We start from the raw sequence: 19869 nt of genomic DNA, 5'->3' as shown, positions 1-19869 counted from the left end.
GTTGGCGGGTTTCGGCGTCTCGGCGTGGGTGCCAAGCTTCAGCTTGCACCCGGTGGGTCGGGTGGTTGCCCTGTTCCTGGCGGTGGGTCGGGTGGTTGCTCTGTTGTTTGTCGTGCTGCTTTCTCAGAAGCGAGTCGGGCTGTGGCTTCTTGGTATTCGGGCATGGCGGTAATCGGCACACCCCAGGGCGGGATGTAGCTCACCCCAGTATTCAGCCGGAACATGTAACCCCTGCCTGTGGGGCGTTTAGGGTCATCGTCGTTAATACCGTTGTGGTAGGCGCACAAGAAGGTGAGGTTTTTGAGGTTAGTAAAACCTCCTGCTTGCCAGGGGATGAGGTGGTGGACTTCGCAGTAATCAGCGGGTTTGTTGCAGCCGGGCCTAGAGCAGGTTTGGAATTCAGCTGCCAGGCTGATGCGTTGTTTCCAGCTGGCATGCCGCTGAATCCTATAAGAGTTAACAGGTCCTTCCAAAGGGTGGATGAGGGTGGCGTAGCCAATCTCAGCAAACTTGTAGGCCAAAAAGTCTGCCCCGGTCATGCGCCCGCCGTTGGTGAGGTTAAGTTCGATTTCCTCCCCATCACCGTTAATAATTTGGTCGAGCTCGTTGAGAGTGACAACGACTTGAGCATGTACGGCGGGTTTGGTGCCAATACCACCGGTGACAATGACGGTGCGGGCAGCATCAAGCAGGTTTGTTTTATTAACGGATTCTAACGTGCCTCGGATATCGGCGATGACAGTCGGGGCGTCGGTGATGGTGATGGAGTTCGGGCCCTTGGATCGGTAGGTGAAGCGTACTCCGGGTTTAGCGGTGCGCTTGGACTGAAGTTCTTTTAGGCGGGTGGTGGCAACCTGGCGGATACGGTGAGCAGGGGTGCCAGCAAGCTTGATGCGTAGGTTCCAGGCATCAAGGTCTTTTTTCACTTTGGCGGTGTAGGACTCAATCAGGGCAAGAACGCTAAGGCTATGTTTCTGTGCCACCGCAGCAGCACGGGCTTTGCGTTGTTTGCCGGTAAAGCGAGTTTGCCCGAAGTAGGTGCGGTGAAGGTGGGCGAGTTCTGTAGCATCGGCGGTGTCGGCGCCGAGCGTGCGGAGCTCATCGGGTGAGCTGGATGCTTGTTCCACTAGCGCGATCCCCGAGTTGCGGTAGTGGAAGTAGGTTTCTAATACCCCCATGCGCCAAAGACTAAAACACCTCAGGCACGCGCGCAACAGTTAGCCGACGCAGGAGCCGGTGGGGGTGGCGTCGTCAAGCAAAGTGACGTCACCAACGTGGCCGCGCACCTCGTCCGCGGTGAGGGCATAGCCGGTGTCGGAATCCTCCACGGACGCACCAAACACCACGCCCAGCACCTGGCCCTCCGGGGTAATCATCGGGCCACCGGAATTGCCCTGCCGGATGTTGCCGCGCACGGTGTAGGCGTCGCGCTCCACGCGGCCGGTGGAGTAGATGTCCGGCCCGGCGATGGTGAGGCGGTCCCGAATACGCGCGGTCTCCGCGCTGAACGGACCAGACTGCGGGAATCCCAGAACAACTGCGTCATCGCCGGTCACCGCAACATCCTCTGCCCACGGAAGGGGCTCCAAGCCCAGGCCCGGGCTATGCAGCACAGCAATGTCCACGTCCGAGTTGTAATACACCACGTCCGCTTCCTTCAGCCCCAACACCGTATCGAGGCGCACCTTATCCGTACCGGCCACAACATGCGCATTCGTGATGACGTAATCCGGCTCCGTAACAAAACCCGAGCCCATAAGGCGCCGCGAACAAGCCTCAGCGTCACCCAGAACGTGGATGACAGAAGGCCGGACGCGCTCCAGCAGCTCCGGGTCCCCAATCTCTAGCTCAGGGGCCTCCACCTCGACGTCCGTGCCGGATCGTTCCCACGGCGACACCAAAGGCGGAAGGCCGGAATCGTTGAGCATGGCTGCCAGACCATTGGGCAACGAAGCTAAACGGTCAGGAGCGGCGGCGTTAAGGCCGCTGAGAATACGCGATTCACGCAGCGCCTGGCCTGGCTGCCCACCCAGGTTGGAGGCCAACGGCAGGGACACCAACCAAATCACCACAACCGCCGCCACCGACTGGAAGACCGCACCGATGGAAGAATCCACGCGCTGCCCCGAGCGCGTGCGCATACGATCCCGCAACGCCGCGCCTAGCGACGCCCCCACCAACTGCCCCAGCCCCACCAACAGAATAAGCACGCCGACAGCCAGCAGGAAACGCACTGCTGGCTGGTCCGCCAGTTGCATCGCCGCTGGGGCGGCGACCGTTCCGAGCACCAGACCTGCAATGACACCTACCGCTGCAAGCACGGCGGTCAGCGCACCCTGACGCCAGCCCACGCGCACGGCGAGGAGCACGGCAATCACAATGGCGATGTCAACAGCTAGGGACACGGAGAACACTTTCACGCAAAGGCAGCAGAACTAAACTATCTTCTCATTATTAAGTGAGCGAGTGAGTGATTCACGCAGATCATGGACCTTATTTTTATCCCACTCTACGGACCAGCCTGCATGATCCATCAATCCCGATAACACCCCCGCAGTAAAGCCCCACACCAGGTAGCCTCGCGACCGAAAGGCTGGCCCCTTCCAGCGGCTGTTCCCCACCATCATGCGGTTTGCCGGGTCTGCCAGCTCCCGCAGCGGGACGGTGAAGACATCATCGGTCTCGGCAGGGCTGGCCGGCCACACAGTGCCGGGAGTATGCCAGTAGGCCAAAACCGGGCTCACCGTGTTGCCGGTCGCCCGGATGTCCAGCTTTCCCCACTGCTCCAAAGGCGTGACCGTGGAGCGGTCGAGGCCGGTTTCTTCTTCGGCTTCGCGCAGGGCGGCGTCGACAAGCGAGGCGTCCCCCTCATCCCTGCGCCCGCCGGGAAAGGCAATCTGGCCGGAGTGCGAGCGCAGCGACGGCGAACGGTGCGTGAGCAGCACTTCGCCATCCTCGAAGCTCTCGCCTTTGAGCAGCACTAACACCGCCGATTCACGGCGACGTTTCGCGGGCCTCACATGGTGGATGAGGCGCTCTTGCACTGTGCGCGTATCGACGCCCAGTGCCGGACGCAACCATTCAGGGGCACGGGCAGGGTGAAGGCAACTCACTCGAGCACCTCATCGATAGCCTCTTCTAACTCCTTAGTAGAGGTGAAAGGTTTGACGAACTTTTCCACGACCTGGCCATCGCGCACCACCAGCGTGATGGGGATGACCCCCGGCAGACCGAGCTCGCCGGCAAAAATGCCCTTTTCATCTTGATAACTGGGAATATCAACACCAAGGTCACCCAGGAGTGCCGCGCCGTTTGCCGCGTTCGGGTCTGCGTGCACGCCGACGACATTCCACGTGGAGTGCGAGCGCGCAATGTCTTGGAAGAAGGGCAGCTCTGTTCGGCACGGCTCGCACCACCAGGCCCACACGGTGACGATTTGGATATTCTTCGCTGCGGCCGTGCTGGCGGCACCCAGGCACGGCAGCTCCACCCCGGCGATGGGGCCTTCCGGGCACTTGGGGCGCGAAGCCACGTCCGCTTCTTGAGATTGCGGCACGGCAACTTCCGGCTCATCATTCTCAAGGAGGTTGACCACGCCGACCAGCGCGAGTGCCGCCAGGATGCTGATGGCAATGATGCTGACCTTCACGTATCGAGGCCACCCGGAGTATTGGCTCATTGCTCCACCTTAACCCCGCGACGGGCACCACGGGGCAAGGACGCAGGCCCCACACCGCGGCGAACGGGCGGTGCAGACGCGCCGGCCGTGGAGAATGACTTGGTGAGAAAACGCGGTCTGCTCGTCTTCGGGCACGAGCTTGGCGACGTCTCTCTCAATCGCCCGCGGCGTCTTCGCCTTGGTCAGGCCTAGGCGCTGGCTCAGTCGCGTGACGTGCGTATCCACGGTGATACCAGGAAGACCAAAGGCGTTGCCGCGGACGACGAGAGCGGTTTTGCGGCCGACTCCCGGAAGCGATGTGAGCTCATCGATGCCGTGCGGAACCTGGCCATCGAATTCGCCGACAAGTTTCTCCCCGATGCCGATGAGGTGGCCGGCTTTTGCTCGCTGGAAGCCCAGCGGGCGCAGGATGCTCTCCAATTCCGTTCGGTCGGCCGCAGCATAGTCTGGGGCGGTGGGGTAGGTCGCGAAAAGGTGCGGAGTGACCTGGTTGACGCGTTCATCCGTGCATTGCGCCGACAGCACCGTGGCGACGAGAAGCTCGAGCGCGTTGGAAAAATTTAGCTCACAATCAGCGTCCGGGTATTCCGACGCGAGGGCAGCGCGGATGTGGTCGGCGCGCTCAGCGGTAGCGGTGGAGTCGCGGTGATTGTCGAGAGGCATGCGTCTCATTCTACTGGCGGCCGGGTAAGGTGGGACGCATGATTTCGCTTGTTCTGCTTGTCCCGCTGGGCCTCGCGCTCTTTGCCATTCTGATGGAAAAGCTTGAGGCAAATGCCTTCGAGAACTAGTTATCTTCTCATACCGTGTGATTATTTCTCAGCCCGCTGGAAAAGGTGACAAATTACACTGTATGATATTGGACAGTGCCTCTTGACGCACTGCCAGAGCAGCTGCGTCAACAACAAACACAACTTGCTTGCGTGTGCATCAATCCATCCTCTGCGCAGGCTTTAAGGAGTAACAGTGGAAGGCGTACAGGACATCCTCTCTCGCGCTGGAATTTTCCAAGGCGTTGACCCAGTGGCAGTTCAGAATCTGATTGAGCAGATGGAGACTGTCCGCTTCCCGCGCGGCACCACCATCTTCGATGAGGGCGAGCCGGGTGACCGTCTCTACATCATCACCTCGGGCAAGATTAAGCTTGCTCGCCACGCCCCGGACGGTCGTGAGAACCTTCTGACGGTGATGGGCCCGTCCGATATGTTCGGCGAGCTGTCCATCTTCGATCCGGGCCCGCGCACCTCCTCCGCTGTGTGCGTCACCGAGGTCACCGCCGCAACGATGAACTCTGAGATGCTCAAGCAGTGGGTTGGTGACCACCCGGCGATTGCCCAGCAGCTTCTTCGCGTGCTGGCGCGTCGCCTGCGCCGTACCAACGCTAACCTGGCTGACCTCATCTTCACCGACGTGCCTGGCCGCGTAGCAAAGACCCTGCTGCAGCTGGCCAACCGCTTCGGTTCCCAGGAAGGCGGCGCCCTGCGCGTCAACCACGACCTCACCCAGGAAGAGATCGCCCAGCTGGTCGGTGCTTCCCGTGAGACCGTGAACAAGGCCCTGGCTACCTTTGCCCACCGCGGCTGGATTCGCCTCGAGGGCAAGTCGGTGCTCATCGTCGATACCGAGCACCTCGCCCGCCGCGCGCGCTAACCTGTGGCGCGCTGGAAGCGCCGCATAAGGAACCATAAGGAACGCTGAGGGCGTTCCACGCGCACCACTGCATACGAAAAAGTCCCCCGGAAATCCGGGGGACTTCGTGGTTTTCGGCTTACTTCTCAGCGTCGAGGTACTTTAACGCGGTCCGCGTGGACTGCTCGGCCGCGTGGCGCAGGACCGGGTCAACGTCGTCATACATCTCATCCACCAACGTCTTGACGTCGACATCCTCACCCAAGCGGGAACGAACTTCCTTGATCTGGTTGAGGCGGTGGTGACGGCGGTCGATGTATTTACGGGCAAACGCCGAGGTGTCCTCCAAGTCCGGACCATGGCCCGGGAACAGCGGAACGTCCTTGCCGCGCTCCTCCAAGAGGTCCAAGGTCTTGAGGTAATCGCCCAAGTCACCATCGGTCTCAGAGAGCAAGACGGTGTGACGGCCGGCCATAGTGTCACCGGTGAGGATGCCCTCCAGGGTGGAGTTCTTGGCTTCGTCGGACCACACGAAGAAACAGGTGGAATCAGCAGTGTGGCCTGGAGTGTGGACGACCTCAAGTTGGGGGGTGACGCCGTCGATGTCGATCACTTCACCGTCGACAAGCGCGTCGGCCCCATTGCAGTAGTTCGGGTCGAAAGAGCGGATCGGAGCGCCGGTGAGCTGGCGCAGGCGCTGCGCACCCGACGCGTGGTCATCGTGACGGTGGGTCAGAAGGATCAGCGCAACCTCGCCCGCCTTGGCGGTGACGACGTTAAGGTGACCCTCGTCCTCGGGACCCGGATCAACAACAATGGCGCGGGAATCCTCCCCCGCACGAATAATCCACGTGTTGGTGCCTTCCAGAGCGGTGTAGCTGGGGTTATCACACAGCACGACACCGACGGACTTGCTCACGGGACGCAATTGGCTATATGCAGGATGCTCCATGGTTCTAACCCTATCCGATTACTCAGCGATTTCTACGATGACTTCGATCTCAACGGGAGAGTCCTTCGGCAGCACCGCCACTCCCACGGCAGACCGTGCATGCACACCGGCCTCGCCAAAGAGCTCTCCCAAGAATTCCGAGGCACCATCAATAACCGCGGCCTGCTCAGCGAAGGAAGGATCCGAGGCGACGAAGCCCACGACCTTAACCACGCGGGTGATGTTATCCATCCCCACTTCAGCATCAATGGCCGCGAGCGCATTGAGGGCCGCAGTGCGAGCCAGCTCCTGGGCGCGTTCAACGGAAACTTCCGCGCCAACCTTTCCTGTGGCAGGCAGCTCGCCGTCAACGACGGGCAGCTGGCCAGAGGTCCACACCTGGCCGCCCACACGGGTGGCAGGGACATATGACGCGAGCGGAGCGGCAACGGATGGGAGCTCGATGCCGAGCTCCTCCAGACGTGCGCGCGCAGTCATTTAGGATTCCTCCAGCGGGCGCTTAAAGTAAGCAACCACGTTTTCCGGGTTCATACCCGGGGTGATGGTGACGAGCTCCCAGCCGTCTTCACCCCAGGAATCCAGGATTTGCTTGGTTGCGTGAGTAAGGACCGGCGCAGTGGCATATTCCCATTTAGTCATGGGTCCCATGCTACTAAAATCCGGCGCTTAAATCCCGACTAATTCGCCACCTTCTGCAAGGTAGTGCGCCCAGCTGGTGATGTGCGGATTCTTGCGCAAAAGAGCGCGGCGCTGACGTTCCGTCAGGCCACCCCACACGCCGAACTCGACCCGATTATCCAGGGCGTCCGCGCGGCATTCATTGAGCACCGGGCAGTGACGGCAAATAACTGCTGCCTTGCGCTGCTCAGCGCCGCGCACAAACAGGGCATCTGGGTCGCCGTTGCGACACTTGGCTTGGGTAACCCACTCACCACGTTCGGTGGTCGAAGAGGCATTCTTTACCATTGCGGACCGTCCTGCACCTTTTACACTGACTGTCATGGCTAGGTAACTCCTTCCAAGCTCCCATCCCGCCCCATCAAAGTGAATAACCCTCAACAAGACGGAATATTATGTACTCACCGTTAGTCTATTCACTAACCGGTATGCCTGTCTAATAGGTCACACTTTAGGGGGGTCTCCCGGATTAGCCTCAAAGCACGTAGTGTGTGGAGGGTGACTGTCATCAAATCCCTGGGAAAGCTCATCTTCTCCACAGCACTGGTGGGCCTCCTCATCGCCCTCGCACTAGCCCCCATCGCGGGTGTGAGCGGTGTGGCCGTAGCCAGGACCAACGAGACGATGCAATCGGATATTCAGGATCTCACCGACGGCGACACACCGGGCGTGAGCACTATCCTGGACGCCAAAGGCAACACCTTGGCCTATATCTTTGAGCAGCGCCGCCATTCGGTGCAGCCCGATGAGATTTCGGATGCCATGAAGCAGGCCATGGTGGCCATCGAGGACCGCCGCTTCTACGAGCACGAAGGCGTGGACCTGCAGGGTAACTTCCGTGCGCTGTGGACCAACTTGGCGGCAGGTGGCGTCTCCCAGGGCGCATCCACCATCGACCAGCAGTACGTGAAGAATTACCTCCTGCTCGTCAACGCCACCACCGACGAGGAGCGCCAGGCCGCCACGGAACAGTCCGTGGCCCGCAAGCTACGCGAGATGCGCATGGCAACCGATATTGATGCGAAGCTTTCCAAGGATGAGATCCTCACGAACTATCTCAACCTCGTTCCTTTTGGTAACCACTCCTTCGGCGTAGAGGCGGCTGCCCGTACCTACTTCGGCACCGATGCCGCGCACCTCACCGTGCCCCAGTCCGCCATGCTGGCTGGAATGGTGCAGTCTTCCGAATACCTCAATCCTTATACCAATGAGGAAGAAGTACGGGACCGCCGCAACGTCGTCCTACAGGCCATGGTCAACAACGGCTCCCTCTCTCAGGAGGACGCCGATAACTTTGCCCAGCAGCCCCTCGGCGTGCTTGATAGCCCGGCCACCTTGCCCAACGGCTGCATCGGCGCCGGTGACCGCGGCTTCTTCTGCGACTATGTCTTGAGCTACCTCGCCGACAAAGGCATCGACCGTGAGCACTTGGCTCGCGGTGGCCTCACCGTCAAGACCACGCTAGACCCAGATATTCAGGACCAGGCACTGAACGCAGTGCGTAGTCACACGGCGCCGGATGCGGCGGGCGTGGCGGAAGTGATGAACGTCGTCAAGCCCGGCACTGACTCCCGCAAGGTCTTAGCCATGGTGTCTTCCCGCACCTACGGCCTGGATTTGGAGAACAATGAGACCCTGCTGCCACAGCCGAACTCACTCGTGGGCAATGGCGCAGGTTCCGTATTCAAGCTCTTTACGGCCGCGGCCGCGCTCGAATCGGGCTATGGCATCAAAGACCGCCTCGCCGTTCCGAAGCGCTACGAAGCAGAAGGCCTTGGTTTCGGCGGCGCGGAGAACTGTCCGCCAAACAAGTACTGCGTGGAAAATGCGGGCAGCTATGCCTCCACGATGACGCTGCAGGATACATTGGCCTACTCCCCCAACACCCCCTTCATCGAGCTCATCGAGCAGCTCGGAGTAGAACAAGTGGTGGACATGGCCGTGAAACTGGGCCTGCGCTCCTACGAAGACCCGGGCAGCTATGACGGAAATTCCTCCATTGCGGATCACATCAAGGAATCCAACCTGGGTTCCTTCACCCTGGGCCCCACGGCGGTCAATGCGCTGGAGCTATCTAATGTGGGCGCCACGGTGGCCTCAGAAGGCATGTGGTGCGAGCCGAACCCCATCGAGGAAGTCACGGATGCCCACGGCAACGAGGTCTACCTCAAACACACGCCCTGCGAGCGCGCGGTGGGCAAGGAAGTGGCCAAGGCGCTGGAGAACAACATGACGGCCGATACGGAGAAGGGCACGGCGGCGGCATCGGCACGCGCGGCGGGCTTCCGCGGCCAGGCAGCAGCCAAGACGGGTACCACGGAGTCCAACCAGTCCTCGGCTTTCCTGGGTTTCAACTCGGCGGTGGCAGCCGCGCCGTATATCTACAATGACGGCACGACGACGACCCCGCTGTGTACCGGCCCGGTGCGTCAGTGCGGGAGCGGCAACCTCTTCGGTGGCCTTGAGCCGGCAGCGACGTTCTACACCATGGCGGTACGCGTGCCGGAGGCAGCACAGGGCACGGTGCCGGACTATGACCGCGCCTATGATTCGGGTACGGTCTCGCCGCTTATCGACGGTTTGAAGGGCAAGTCCGAAAGCCAAGCCCGCTCTGCTTTGGAGAAGGCCGGCTACACGGTTAAAACCACAGAAGTGGCCGCCCCTGGTGTGGGCTACGGCAAGGTGGTGCGCGTCATCACGGGCGCGTCCGGCACCAAGAAAGGTGCGGAAGTAACGCTGCAGCTTTCCGACGGCTCCTCGGCCACCACCTCAGAGGATGGCTCCACGACGAGCGCCCCCAACTACCAGCCGCCTGCTAACAACGGCGGCGGTGAGGGCGATCAGCAGCCCGAACAGCCAGAGCCGCTCATCAATCAAGATGACGTGGACCGCTTCACCAACGATGTGCGGGATTTCTTCGGGCTTTAGCGCAATGAGCGCGTTAGTTCAGAGCAGCCTTGACTGCGGTAGATAGGCGCTTGCCGTCGGCGCGGCCAGCAGCTTTCGCGTTAGCAACCTTCATGACGTTGCCCATCTGTTTGATGGTGACCGGCTCGCCGGACTCTTTTTCCACCTCGGCGATGGATTCGGCGACGAGGGCGTTCAGGGAGTCGTCGTCAAGCTGCTCGGGCTGGTAGGCCTCGAAAAAGGGGACGTCGACAAGCTCGGCCTCCGCCAACTCCGGACGGCCATTCTCCGCATACACCTCAGCGGACTCGCGGCGCTTCTTAATCTCACGGGCAATGACCTTGAGTACATCTTCATCCGTGATCTCGTGGCGGGAACCGGTGGTTTCTTCCGCCTGAATGGCAGACAGGAGGGAACGGATAGCGGACGTGCGGGCCTTGTCCTTGGCCTTCATCGAGGTCTTGAGGTCGGCGCGGATAGTTTCTTTCAACTCACTCATGCCCTTCAATCTACGCTAGCTCTCCCAGGTAGGGTGGGGAGGGTGAAGATTTTCCCCATCCTTGGCGGACTCGCCGCCGCAGGCCTGGGTGCTGCCGCGTGGGCGCACTCGGAGCTCACCAAGTTTGAGCTCAAGGAGTACACGCTGCCTCTGCTGGAGCCCGGCACGCTGCGCGAGGAGCCAGAATTCCGCATCCTGCACGTCTCCGACCTCCACATGATTCCGGGCCAGCGCGCCAAAATCGAGTGGGTATCGGACCTTGACCGCCTCGACCCACACCTGGTGATCAACACCGGCGATAATCTCTCCGACGAGCGCGCGGTCCCCGAGGTCCTCCGCGCCCTGGGCCCACTGCTGAGCCGCCCGGGAATGTTCTGTTTTGGCACCAACGACTATTGGGCACCGCGCATCCCGAATCCCTTCAACTACCTGATTGGAAAGAAGAACGAACCTTCTTACGTGAACCTGCCGTGGAAGGGCATGCGCGCGGCGTTTCTCGAGCACGGCTGGCACGACGCCAACCAGGCCCGTGTGGAATTCAAGGTCGGCGACGTCCGCCTGGCTGCCGCCGGTGTGGACGACCCGCACCATGATTTGGATGACTACTCGGAAATCGCCGGCGCCCCGAACGAGGACGCTGACCTCTCCCTAGCGCTGCTCCACTCCCCGGAACCGCGGGTCCTAGAGAAGTTCGCCGCTGACGGCTACCAGCTGTCACTGTCTGGCCACACGCACGGCGGCCAGCTGTGCCTGCCGTTTAAGGTGCTGGGCTCGCGCTCCATCGTGACCAACTGCGGTATCGACCGTGCCCGCGCGCAAGGTTTGCACCAGTTCGGCCCCATGTTTATGCACGTCTCCAACGGCCTGGGCACCTCCAAGTTCGTTCCCTTCCGCGTGTTCTGCCGCCCATCGGCCACGCTGCTGCGCATTACCGAGAAGTCCGCTTCAGCAACCTAAGACCTTTAAAGGCCACCTGAGAAAGCCCAAACACGCTGCCGTTTTGTCCTTTCGACCCGGGGTGCGTTACAGTAATCCGGTACCGCTTAGAGCGAGACACCGGGATATGGCGCAGCTTGGTAGCGCGCTTCGTTCGGGACGAAGAGGTCGCAGGTTCAAATCCTGTTATCCCGACCACTAAACCCGCAGGAAACTGCGGGTCTTTTTCGTTTTCTCTGTCGGGGCTAGAAGCTAGAGGAACCACCCGAACCGGAAAAGCCCGAGCTAAACCCGCTGTTGACGCCGCCGCTGCTGCCGGAGGAAGAGTCGCGCGCGGAGATGGCGTCACTGTCCCACGTGCTCACGGTATAGAACGGCACATAGCCGTTGTAGCCGGCACCGGCGAAGAAGGTGGAGTCATAGATATGCGTGCGCTCAGGGCGCTCATCGGCCTCGTTGCGCTTCTGCAGCTGGCTCTGCAGGTGCTCCGAGAGCAGCGCAGAGCGGTCAAGGATGTCAAGGTAGCGCTCCATAAACTGCGGGTGGTTGGGTTCGTTGGACAGCGCCATGGCGGCGTCTTCTAATTCCTTGGCATGGCGCTCAGCCTGCGAGTCAATATCGGACGCGACGTACGACGCTTGTGCCAAATCCTTGCCTAGCTCATAAAGCTCGTAGCGGCGAGCATCAGCATCGGCGTTTTCGATGCGGTGCAGCTTCTCAATGTTGGTCTCCGCCGTATCAACGCGCTCGCACAGCAAACGCGCATGAGCAAGTTCCTCCGCACGCTCTCGGAACTGCTCGTCGGGAGCATCCGCAGGCATGGACATGAAGGAGCCGACGGTGCGGTCAAGGGCTAGGAAGTCATCGCGCAGCCCTTCCCAATCCTCACGCAAACGTTCATCCACAAGGCCGGATTGCAGCGAGTTTGCGCGGATATCAATCGATTCGAGGCGCTGTGCCACGTCGGTATAGGTCTGGGACACATAATCCCAATCCTCGCGCGCCTGCTGTGTCTTCTTCTGCCGGCTGCGGCGTGCGCCGGCCGCGATGCCTGCACCCGCGCCACCGACGCCCAGGCCCGCCACGCCGAGGCCAATGGCCGCCCCAATGCGCCCATCTTTCGCGCTCTCGTACTGGGCATCCGCAGCACGGTCCACGTCGATAGCAGCCGCCGCACCCGCAAAGAGACCAGCAGGAATGTTGTCATCCCGCACGCCCGGCTTGATAGCTTCGATGGACCGCTCCAAATGGCCGTCACCTTTGCGCAGCTTCATCTGCCCGGCCACGTCCTCACCCGCGAAGACGAAGGCCTGCCGCGGGTCGAGGCCCACGCCGACGAAGACCTGGCCATCAGCAAACTTGTCCTTGCCGATGAGCTCCGGGTGATTATCACGCAAGTACTCCTCCACGGAGTCGTTGACGTTTTCTTTGTTCTTAGCAAAGACCACGTAGTGCAGTCCTTGGACCACGTCGGGGGCGGCGATCCGGGAGACGTCGCGAAGCATGCGCTCTTCTTCCTCCTGGGTGAGCACATCGTCTGGGTCCATGATGTCAGCCTGCACCTCACGCTGCGCGGGCTGCATGACGTAGTCGGAGCGTTCAGGCGCATCGAAGGCCGCCAAGCTCGCACCCGCGCCGATTCCCCCGAGCAACAGACCGCCCACCATGGCCGCACCGACGATGGCGTCGACCGACGTTACTTTGGGGCCACAGCTGGCGGCAAAAGGTTTGATATCGCGAGAGTCAGTCACGGTGATTCTCCAATTCTTCAGCATTCAGTGCCGCCAATTTTACCCCCACAACGGGAAACGACGCGGTGCCCCTACAGCAGCCGCGTCGCCCCTATTCCCTATCACTCACAACGGATTGGAGAAACCGTTTGCCTACCCCCTAAGTAGGCTTTGTGAGCAATTCCAACTCTAGCACTATTTCCCCTCGCAGCAATACGAAAATCAATAAAATCGTAGTATCTTAGCGCCCTGCTCAGTCTGCGTCGATAACGCGAGGCCTTGAGCTAGGCTTTTGCTTCGCTGCGGCGGCGAACGGGTGCCCCCACAACCCAGACGGATACGACGATAATTACCCCCAAAATCGCCATCGCGGCAAAAAGCTGCGGGGAGTTTCCCCCGTTGCCCGCCACAGTGATGGCAGAGGTTGCCCACTGCATGGGAAAGAGGTGCACGAGCGCGCTCATCGCGGCGTTAAGGTCCGTGCCGGTCGAGGCCGCTTTCCATGCCCAGCCTACGATTCCTACCTGGACCAGACCCAGCAGGATCCCCAGACCCCAGCCGGGAAGACCCAGGCCGCGCACGAGGGCATACACCGCGCTTGCCGACGCCACCCCGGCCCCCACCGCCGCAAGTGCCGCCCACGCCACAGCAGCAACGGTCACGCCGGTGGCCAGCAAAGCGGTCAAGAGCCCAACCACCACACCGATGACTACCCCGCCCGCGATGAGAGCCAGAAGGCGGCGCTCCACGCGGGTCAGCAGCGCGCCCAGCACACCACCGCCGAGGACGGCGAGTGCGGCCAGCAGCATCGCCACGATGGGGCTCAACAGCTGCGCGGGACCATCCTGCGCCTCTGCGGGTCCAGCTACGGTGGGCAGGGCACGTTGGGCGCCTTGGACTTTGTTCCTATTCTGCTGGGCCATGCCGTCAACCTTTTCGGCACCGGCCACCAACTCGTCAACGCCTTTGAGCGCCTCATCTACCTTGGCGTTGAGCTCACCAATTCCGGCATTGAGCTGCTTCGCTCCCTCCGCTGCCTGGTACACACCATCGTGATAGGCGTAGCCGTTCACGGAGAGCTGATTGGACAGCTCACGCGAACCATCCTTGAGCTGGATGAGCTGGTCCTGGACGGACTGGTCAAACTGGAAGTTCTCCACCTGGGAGCGCAGATCACCGAGCTGTGAGCGGATCTCCTTCGCCTCGTCTGAGTTGTTGCCGTCGAGGTCCTTCACGGTGCCGTCAATGGCTTCGAGGATTTGGCCGCGGACTACGCCGAGGCCGACGACTTGATCGACGGCGCCGCCGACACCGTCGGCAAGCTCAGTGGCACCAGTGCCCAACTGCGCGGTGCCTGACTGGAGCTGCACGAGACCGTCGTAGAGTTCCTGCGAGCCACCCGCCAGCTGGTCGACGCCACCACCCAGCTCGCCAGCTCCGTCCTTGAGCTGCCCCGTGCCGTCCGCAAGCTGCTGCGTACCGTTGGCCAAGAAGCCCGCCTGGGCGTTGGCCTCGGTGAGGGCACGAGCGACGTCGTAAAGCTCAGCGGGGTCAATTGTGCCGTCACTGGGGGCACCGGCTTGCTCCTGCGACCACGCCTGCGCCGGCTGCCACTGGGACGCAGTGGCAACGATTGCGCCGACGATGAGCGGCACGAGGAGGAGGGCGGCGATCAACAGCGAGCGGGTACCCACTGGGCGGTCGGCATCAGCAGAAGAAGCGAGGCGTGAGGTCATGGTATAGAAACTATCGCCCACGCTGGGCAAAAAGCATCAGGCGCGCGGAAAGACCCCGCTAGTACCGTGCTGTTCGGTAACTATCGGGGCCTTAATGCACTGCCTTAGCGCTCTCGCGCTAGTGCGTTACTTCTTCTGCGCGAAGAGCTCACGCACGCGCTTGCCCAGCTGCGGGGAAACGGCATCCCAGTAGGCGTAGACGCGCTCCTCGGTCTCCGGGGACACGCCAGCCATAGCGTTGGTGATGTTGTCCGCCATGCGCTCCTTGGCGCCATCGTCGTAGACATTCTCGTACAGGTCGGTGGCCTGGACGGTGTCGTTGTCCTCTGCGTGGTGGATGTAGGGCGCACGGACCAGGTCGATGCCGGCCGGGTCCGGGTTGACGTAGAGATCCGGTGCGGTGGTGGTCTCCTGCTCCTTGAAGCGCAGGTTCTCGTCGCCATCCAGGTAGCCGCCGCCCTTAGCGTGGCGGTTCGGGGAGTACACCGGGTCCTCCGGGGCGTTGAACAGGTACTGCATCGGGCCCTCGTGCTCGTAGGTGTTGACCTGGTTGAGCGGTTGGTTCACCGGCAGCTGCTTGTAGTTCGGGCCGATGCGGTAGCGCTGCTGATCGGAGTAGGCAAAGACGCGTGCCTGCAGCATCTTGTCCGGGGACAGGCCAATGCCCGGGACGATGTTGGACGGGTCCAAAGCCACCTGCTCAATCTGCGCGAAGAAGTTGCGCGGGTTGCGGTTGAGCACGAAGTATCCGACGTCCACCAGCGGGTAATCCTTCTTGGACCAGGTCTTGGTGAGGTCGAATGGGTTGAAGCGGTAGTCCTCAGCCTCTGCTACCGGCATGATCTGGACCTTGACGTCCCAAACCGGGTAGTTGCCCTCTTCAATGGCGTTGTAGAGGTCCTCGCGGTGGTAGTCAGCGTTCTGGCCGGCGATCTCAGTTGCCTCAGCGTCGGTGAAGTTCTCCACGCCCTGACGGGTCTTGAAGTGGTACTTGACCCAGAAAGCGTCGCCCTGCTCGTTGACCCACTGGAAGGTGTGGGAACCGTAGCCGTTCTGGTGGCGGGTGGTCTTCGGGGTACCGCGGTCACCCATGAGGTAGGTCACCTGGTGGGTGGTCTCCGGGTTACGGGTCCAGAAGTCCCACTGCATATCGGCATCACGCAGGCCGTTGGTGCCCAGACGCTTCTGGGAGTGGATGAAGTCCGGGAACTTGATGCCGTCACGGATAAAGAACACCGGGGTGTTGTTGCCCACGATGTCGTAGTTGCCCTCTTCGGTGTAGAAGCGGAGTGCAAAGCCGTGGACGTCACGCCAGGTATCCGGGGAGCCCTGCTCACCGGCAACGGTGGAAAAGCGGCCCATCATCGGGGTCACGGTGCCCTTCTGGAAGAGCTTGGCCTTGGTGTATGCGGATACGTCTTCAGTAACGTGCAGCTCACCAAAGGCGCCGTGACCCTTGGCGTGCGGGGTACGCTCCGGCACGCGCTCGCGGTTGAAGTGTGCGAGCTTCTCAATAAGGTGGATGTCATTGAGCACAACTGGGCCGTTCTGGCCCACGGTGACGCTGGTGTTCTCGGTAGCAACCGGCTGGCCGGACGGGCGGGTAGTGTTCGGACCACCCGGGGCGCGCTGACCCTTGTCCAGAACCTTGTCTGCTGCGGACTCGTTCGAAGCGTTAGTCATTAGGAAAATGCCTCCTGGATTCGCTGATAATTTGGGGTTCATTATCAATCTCGGACGTTTCATAGCCTACCGGCGAAAAATGACCCCCGCAACAGTTTTTAGAATTCCGGCTGGAGCTCACAGCGATAGGTAAGGTGACCTACCGCTACTGGTAAGTTGTGGGAGGTGAAAGTCCACTCCGAGCGCGATGATGCGCGCGTTACCGACCTCGCCCTCAAGGCGGGACGCGGCGACCGCGCAGCTCTCACGGAGTTCATCAAATCCACCCAAGATGACGTCTGGCGTTTGCTTGCCCACCTCGGCGGGGCGGATATCGCAGACGACCTCACCCAAGAGACTTACCTGCGCGTCATCAGCGCGCTTCCCCGTTTTGCTGCGCGTTCCTCTGCCCGCACATGGTTACTGTCCCTCGCGCGCCGCGTGTGGGTGGATAATATTCGCCACGACATGGCCCGGCCCCGCAAGTCTGCCACCGAGTATGAGGATGCCGCAGCACTCGCACCCGCCCCGGAGAACGCCAGCACGTGGAGCGAGTGGATCGACGCGCGCTCGCTTATCGACGCCCTCCCGGAGGACCGCCGCGAAGCCCTCATCCTTACCCAAGTGCTGGGCTATACCTATGAGGAGGCCGCTAAGATCGCCGGTGTGCGCGTAGGCACCATTCGCTCTAGGGTTGCCCGCGCCCGAAAAGACCTTATTGATCATCGCGGGTAATCGTTACCGACCCGTTATAATCTGTGGCGCTGAGCATGGGCACCTGCGCAGACACGGGTAACTTTTCAGTGCTGTCACACGTATCACACAGTGTGGACACCGTTTCAGCTGGCAAATACCTGTCGACCACGCCTAATGTTTCACGAGGCACACGTGACAAATCGATAGTCGAACCGGGCCGCGCGGCTTCCGACCGCCCGCACCACACTTAGTTCTGTGACGACCCCGGCTCGTGTGGGATTGAGAGACCTCTAAACCAAATGTGGAAACGCGCAGTGGCCATTTCCATGGCCTTTATCGGCGTCGTCGTCGGCGCCGGCTTTGCATCCGGCCAGGAAGCGATGCAGTACTTTGTAGCCTTTGGCAACTGGGGCCTGTGGGGCGTTGTGCTTGCTGCCGCCCTCATGCTGATTACCGGTATTTCGATCCTGCAGCTGGGTTCCTACTTCCAGGCAGATGAGCACACTGCCGTCTACGACAAGATCAGTGGCCCCATCATTTCCCGCGTTCTGGACTACGGCACGCTAGCAACGCTGTTCTCCATCGGCTTCGTCATGTTCGCCGGTGGCGGCTCCACCATTAGCCAGCAGTTCGAAGGCGTACCGATTTGGGTCGGCGGCGCAGTGATGCTCACACTGGTTCTCCTCGTCGGCCTGCTCGACGTAGACAAGGTAACCTCCGTCATCGGCGCGATTACGCCTTTCATTATTATCTTCGTCGTCCTCGCTACCGGCTACACCATCATCACTACGGACGTGGACTGGTCGTCGATCAATGCCTACGCCGTGGACAACGTTGAAACGCCCATCCACAGCTGGTGGCTCGCTGCGCTGAACTACACCGGCCTCAACGTGATGTGTGCAGTGTCCATGTCCATCGTTATTGGCGGCAATATTTTGGATAACCGCGCCGTGGGCATCGGCGGCTTCTTCGGTGGCATCATTTACTTGATTCTGCTGACCCTTCTCGTGGTCTCGCTGTACATGGTGGCGCCTGAGGTCAACGGCCAAGACCTTCCGGTCCTCACGCTGATCAACAACGTAAACCCAGTCTTGGGTTACTTCATGACCTTCATCATCTACGGCATGGTCTTCAACACCGCCATCGGCATGTTCTATGCCATGGGCAAGCGCCTAACCCGTAAGAAGCCGAAGCTCTTCTACCCCGTTTACGCGGGCGCCTGCGTTATCGGCTTCATCCTCTCCTTCGTCGGTTTCAAGAAGCTGGTCTCCAGCGTCTACCCGATTCTGGGCTACATCGGCCTGCTCATGATTGCCGTCATGGTCATCACCTGGATTACCCAGCGCGACAAGATCTCCTCCGAGTCTGACCGCCGCGTGCGCGCCCGTACTTTGGTCAAGCGCCGCCTAGACCCGCGCGAGCACTTCACTAAGAAGAACGAGCGCGAACTACGCAAGCTTGCTGCAGCCTCCAACATGGAGACCGAGGAGTTCGTCGAGACCGTCGCCGATGAGATCCACGAGGAGCTTGAGGCAGACGAAGAGATTGAGTACGACCGCGAGGATCCGGATCCTTCCGTAACCTTCGTGGAGCACACCAAGCCTGAGGTTCCGAAGAACTAAAGACCTGCCTAAAGGCCTAGGTCCTTAAAACCAGCGAAAGTCCGCCACCAGATTTCCTTCTGGGGCGGACTTTTACTATATGCGGCCCTTAGACCAAGAGCTCCGCAATCTGAATGGTGTTCAGGGCTGCGCCCTTGCGGAGGTTATCGCCGGACACAACAAAGACAAGGCCCTTGTTGTCCGCGATGGTCTGGTCTTGGCGGATGCGGCCGACCAGAGACAGGTCGATGCCGGCAGCAGCAAGGGGGGTGGGAACGTCCACGACCTTGACGCCTGCAGCATTGGACAGCGCCTCGCGGGCCTGCTCCGGGGTAATCGACTGCTCAAACTCCGCATGCACCACCATGGTGTGGCCAGTAAAGACCGGGATACGCACACAGGTGCCGGATACCTTGAGCTCTGGCAGGCCCAGAATCTTGCGGGACTCGTTACGCAGCTTCTGCTCCTCATCGGTCTCCTCCGTGCCATCGTCCACGAGGTTGCCGGCCAGCGGCACCGCGTTGTAGGCAATCGGGGCAACGTAGGGGCCGAGCTCGTCCGGCTCAACCTCGAGAACGGAGCCATCGTGCGTCAGCTCCACGTTGCGATCACCAATGGACGCCACCTGCTTTACCAGCGTCTCCACGCCTGCCAGACCGGAACCAGATACCGCTTGGTAGGAGGCGACACGCAGGGTGGTGAGCCCGGCGACGTCGTGAAGCGCCTTGGTGACCGGCATAATCGCCATCGTGGTGCAATTGGGGTTCGCAATGATGCCCTTCGTCACCGCGTTCTTGTCCTGCGGGTTCACCTCAGAAACGATGAGGGGGACGTCCGGGTCCTTGCGCCACGCGGAAGAGTTATCCACCACGGTGGCACCCGCCTCAGCGAAGAGCGGTGCGTACTGCGTGGAGGTGGAACCGCCCGCGGAGAACAGCGCGATATCAATACCGGCGAGGCTCTCTACAGTTTGCTCTGCCAGGTCTTCCACGACGATCTTCTCCTCGCGGAAGGTGAGCTCCTGCCCTGCCGAGCGCGCAGAGGCGAAGAAGCGAACCGTGTCAGCCGGGAAGTTGCGCTCTTCCAGAATGGACCGCATCACGTGGCCAACCTGTCCGGTGGCGCCAACTACTGCAACAGTGGTCATGACCTTAACTCCTTAAA

Annotated in this window: 19 protein-coding genes and 1 tRNA gene; 6 read left to right on the top strand and 14 right to left on the bottom strand. The window is 61.0% G+C overall.

The genetic code is table 11. The features are described from left to right. Positions 1–38: 38 nt before the first annotated feature. Genes I6J26_RS06940 through nth form a run of 5 tightly spaced genes read right to left on the bottom strand, consistent with a single transcriptional unit; the run spans position 39 to position 4342 of the window. On the bottom strand, positions 39–1178 hold the full coding sequence (locus I6J26_RS06940) for an HNH endonuclease signature motif containing protein (RefSeq protein ID WP_115021032.1): 1140 nt from the start codon (positions 1176–1178) through the stop codon (positions 39–41). A 39-nt stretch (positions 1179–1217) separates the two neighbouring features. Continuing rightward, positions 1218–2405 (bottom strand): MarP family serine protease, encoded by a 1188-nt coding sequence (locus I6J26_RS06935; protein ID WP_115024211.1) that lies wholly within the window; start codon positions 2403–2405, stop codon positions 1218–1220. 30 nt (positions 2406–2435) lie between these two features. Beyond that, on the bottom strand, positions 2436–3113 hold the full coding sequence (locus tag I6J26_RS06930) for an NUDIX hydrolase (RefSeq protein ID WP_115021031.1): 678 nt from the start codon (positions 3111–3113) through the stop codon (positions 2436–2438). Continuing rightward, positions 3110–3679 carry a TlpA family protein disulfide reductase gene (locus tag I6J26_RS06925; RefSeq protein ID WP_115021030.1) on the bottom strand — a complete coding sequence of 190 codons (570 nt, stop codon included), beginning with the start codon at positions 3677–3679 and terminating at the stop codon, positions 3110–3112. The genes I6J26_RS06930 and I6J26_RS06925 overlap by 4 nt, the downstream gene beginning before the upstream one ends. 9 nt (positions 3680–3688) lie before the next feature. Beyond that, positions 3689–4342, bottom strand: a complete 654-nt coding sequence (nth, locus tag I6J26_RS06920; RefSeq protein ID WP_115021029.1) for an endonuclease III — start codon at positions 4340–4342, stop codon at positions 3689–3691. A 303-nt stretch (positions 4343–4645) separates the two neighbouring features. On the opposite strand from nth, the gene glxR reads away from it, so the two are divergent. Beyond that, positions 4646–5329 carry a CRP-like cAMP-activated global transcriptional regulator GlxR gene (gene glxR, locus I6J26_RS06915; RefSeq protein WP_070671488.1) on the top strand — a complete coding sequence of 228 codons (684 nt, stop codon included), beginning with the start codon at positions 4646–4648 and terminating at the stop codon, positions 5327–5329. 118 nt (positions 5330–5447) lie between these two features. Here the strand turns inward: glxR and I6J26_RS06910 are convergent, their stop codons facing one another. From I6J26_RS06910 to I6J26_RS06895, 4 genes are read right to left on the bottom strand one after another with little or no spacing between them, the layout of a single operon-like run. Beyond that, positions 5448–6260 carry an MBL fold metallo-hydrolase gene (locus I6J26_RS06910; protein WP_115021028.1) on the bottom strand — a complete coding sequence of 271 codons (813 nt, stop codon included), beginning with the start codon at positions 6258–6260 and terminating at the stop codon, positions 5448–5450. Positions 6261–6278: 18 nt separating this feature from the next. Further along, positions 6279–6737: a RidA family protein gene (locus tag I6J26_RS06905; protein ID WP_115021027.1), complete on the bottom strand. Its 459-nt coding sequence runs from the start codon at positions 6735–6737 to the stop codon at positions 6279–6281. Continuing rightward, the gene (locus I6J26_RS06900; protein ID WP_010189965.1) at positions 6738–6899 is read right to left on the bottom strand and encodes a DUF4177 domain-containing protein; all 162 of its coding nucleotides are present in this window, start codon (positions 6897–6899) and stop codon (positions 6738–6740) included. Between the two features lie 27 nt (positions 6900–6926). Next, positions 6927–7262 (bottom strand): WhiB family transcriptional regulator, encoded by a 336-nt coding sequence (locus I6J26_RS06895; RefSeq protein ID WP_174519871.1) that lies wholly within the window; start codon positions 7260–7262, stop codon positions 6927–6929. A gap of 174 nt (positions 7263–7436) precedes the next feature. Here I6J26_RS06895 and I6J26_RS06890 point away from each other — a divergent pair, with 174 nt between their 5' ends. Beyond that, complete coding sequence (locus tag I6J26_RS06890; protein WP_115021025.1) at positions 7437–9866, top strand: transglycosylase domain-containing protein; 2430 nt, start codon at positions 7437–7439, stop codon at positions 9864–9866. 13 nt (positions 9867–9879) lie between these two features. On the opposite strand, the gene I6J26_RS06885 is transcribed toward I6J26_RS06890, so the two are convergent. After that, on the bottom strand, positions 9880–10344 hold the full coding sequence (locus I6J26_RS06885) for a GatB/YqeY domain-containing protein (protein ID WP_115021024.1): 465 nt from the start codon (positions 10342–10344) through the stop codon (positions 9880–9882). A gap of 42 nt (positions 10345–10386) precedes the next feature. Between I6J26_RS06885 and I6J26_RS06880 the strand changes: the two genes are divergently transcribed. Then, positions 10387–11301: a metallophosphoesterase gene (locus I6J26_RS06880; protein ID WP_115021023.1), complete on the top strand. Its 915-nt coding sequence runs from the start codon at positions 10387–10389 to the stop codon at positions 11299–11301. A gap of 100 nt (positions 11302–11401) precedes the next feature. Further along, a tRNA-Pro gene (locus tag I6J26_RS06875) sits at positions 11402–11478 on the top strand. Between the two features lie 47 nt (positions 11479–11525). On the opposite strand, the gene I6J26_RS06870 is transcribed toward I6J26_RS06875, so the two are convergent. From I6J26_RS06870 to I6J26_RS06860, 3 genes are all read right to left on the bottom strand, one after another. Continuing rightward, complete coding sequence (locus I6J26_RS06870; protein WP_115021022.1) at positions 11526–13031, bottom strand: hypothetical protein; 1506 nt, start codon at positions 13029–13031, stop codon at positions 11526–11528. A gap of 263 nt (positions 13032–13294) precedes the next feature. Next, positions 13295–14746, bottom strand: a complete 1452-nt coding sequence (locus I6J26_RS06865; RefSeq protein WP_115021021.1) for a hypothetical protein — start codon at positions 14744–14746, stop codon at positions 13295–13297. Positions 14747–14872: 126 nt separating this feature from the next. Further along, complete coding sequence (locus I6J26_RS06860; RefSeq protein WP_115021020.1) at positions 14873–16429, bottom strand: catalase; 1557 nt, start codon at positions 16427–16429, stop codon at positions 14873–14875. Positions 16430–16594: 165 nt separating this feature from the next. On the opposite strand from I6J26_RS06860, the gene I6J26_RS06855 reads away from it, so the two are divergent. Together I6J26_RS06855 and I6J26_RS06850 are read left to right on the top strand one after the other, a co-directional pair. Further along, on the top strand, positions 16595–17143 hold the full coding sequence (locus I6J26_RS06855; RefSeq protein ID WP_070671468.1) for an RNA polymerase sigma factor: 549 nt from the start codon (positions 16595–16597) through the stop codon (positions 17141–17143). A 260-nt stretch (positions 17144–17403) separates the two neighbouring features. Next, on the top strand, positions 17404–18726 hold the full coding sequence (locus I6J26_RS06850; protein ID WP_115021019.1) for a YkvI family membrane protein: 1323 nt from the start codon (positions 17404–17406) through the stop codon (positions 18724–18726). An 88-nt stretch (positions 18727–18814) separates the two neighbouring features. On the opposite strand, the gene I6J26_RS06845 is transcribed toward I6J26_RS06850, so the two are convergent. After that, entirely contained in the window at positions 18815–19852 is a 1038-nt protein-coding gene (locus I6J26_RS06845) for an aspartate-semialdehyde dehydrogenase (protein ID WP_115021018.1), read from the bottom strand. Between the last annotated feature and the right edge of the window lie 17 nt (positions 19853–19869).

The organism is Corynebacterium minutissimum (assembly GCF_016889765.1).
GTDB classification, from domain to species: domain Bacteria; phylum Actinomycetota; class Actinomycetes; order Mycobacteriales; family Mycobacteriaceae; genus Corynebacterium; species Corynebacterium minutissimum_B.
The sequence above is the reverse complement of the archived record's forward strand: the minus strand, read 5'-3'. Positions and strand labels throughout refer to the sequence as shown.

Bases quoted from the DNA above. Each gene is read 5' to 3' on its own strand.
- I6J26_RS06940 (WP_115021032.1), bottom strand. From the start codon at position 1,178: ATGGGGGTATTAGAAACCTACTTCCACTACCGCAACTCGGGGATCGCG.
- I6J26_RS06925 (WP_115021030.1), bottom strand. From the start codon at position 3,679: ATGAGCCAATACTCCGGGTGGCCTCGATACGTGAAGGTCAGCATCATT.
- nth (WP_115021029.1), bottom strand. From the start codon at position 4,342: ATGCCTCTCGACAATCACCGCGACTCCACCGCTACCGCTGAGCGCGCC.
- I6J26_RS06910 (WP_115021028.1), bottom strand. From the start codon at position 6,260: ATGGAGCATCCTGCATATAGCCAATTGCGTCCCGTGAGCAAGTCCGTC.
- I6J26_RS06905 (WP_115021027.1), bottom strand. From the start codon at position 6,737: ATGACTGCGCGCGCACGTCTGGAGGAGCTCGGCATCGAGCTCCCATCC.
- I6J26_RS06900 (WP_010189965.1), bottom strand. From the start codon at position 6,899: ATGACTAAATGGGAATATGCCACTGCGCCGGTCCTTACTCACGCAACC.
- I6J26_RS06895 (WP_174519871.1), bottom strand. From the start codon at position 7,262: ATGACAGTCAGTGTAAAAGGTGCAGGACGGTCCGCAATGGTAAAGAAT.
- I6J26_RS06885 (WP_115021024.1), bottom strand. From the start codon at position 10,344: ATGAGTGAGTTGAAAGAAACTATCCGCGCCGACCTCAAGACCTCGATG.
- I6J26_RS06865 (WP_115021021.1), bottom strand. From the start codon at position 14,746: ATGACCTCACGCCTCGCTTCTTCTGCTGATGCCGACCGCCCAGTGGGT.
- I6J26_RS06860 (WP_115021020.1), bottom strand. From the start codon at position 16,429: ATGACTAACGCTTCGAACGAGTCCGCAGCAGACAAGGTTCTGGACAAG.
- I6J26_RS06850 (WP_115021019.1), top strand. From the start codon at position 17,404: ATGTGGAAACGCGCAGTGGCCATTTCCATGGCCTTTATCGGCGTCGTC.
- I6J26_RS06845 (WP_115021018.1), bottom strand. From the start codon at position 19,852: ATGACCACTGTTGCAGTAGTTGGCGCCACCGGACAGGTTGGCCACGTG.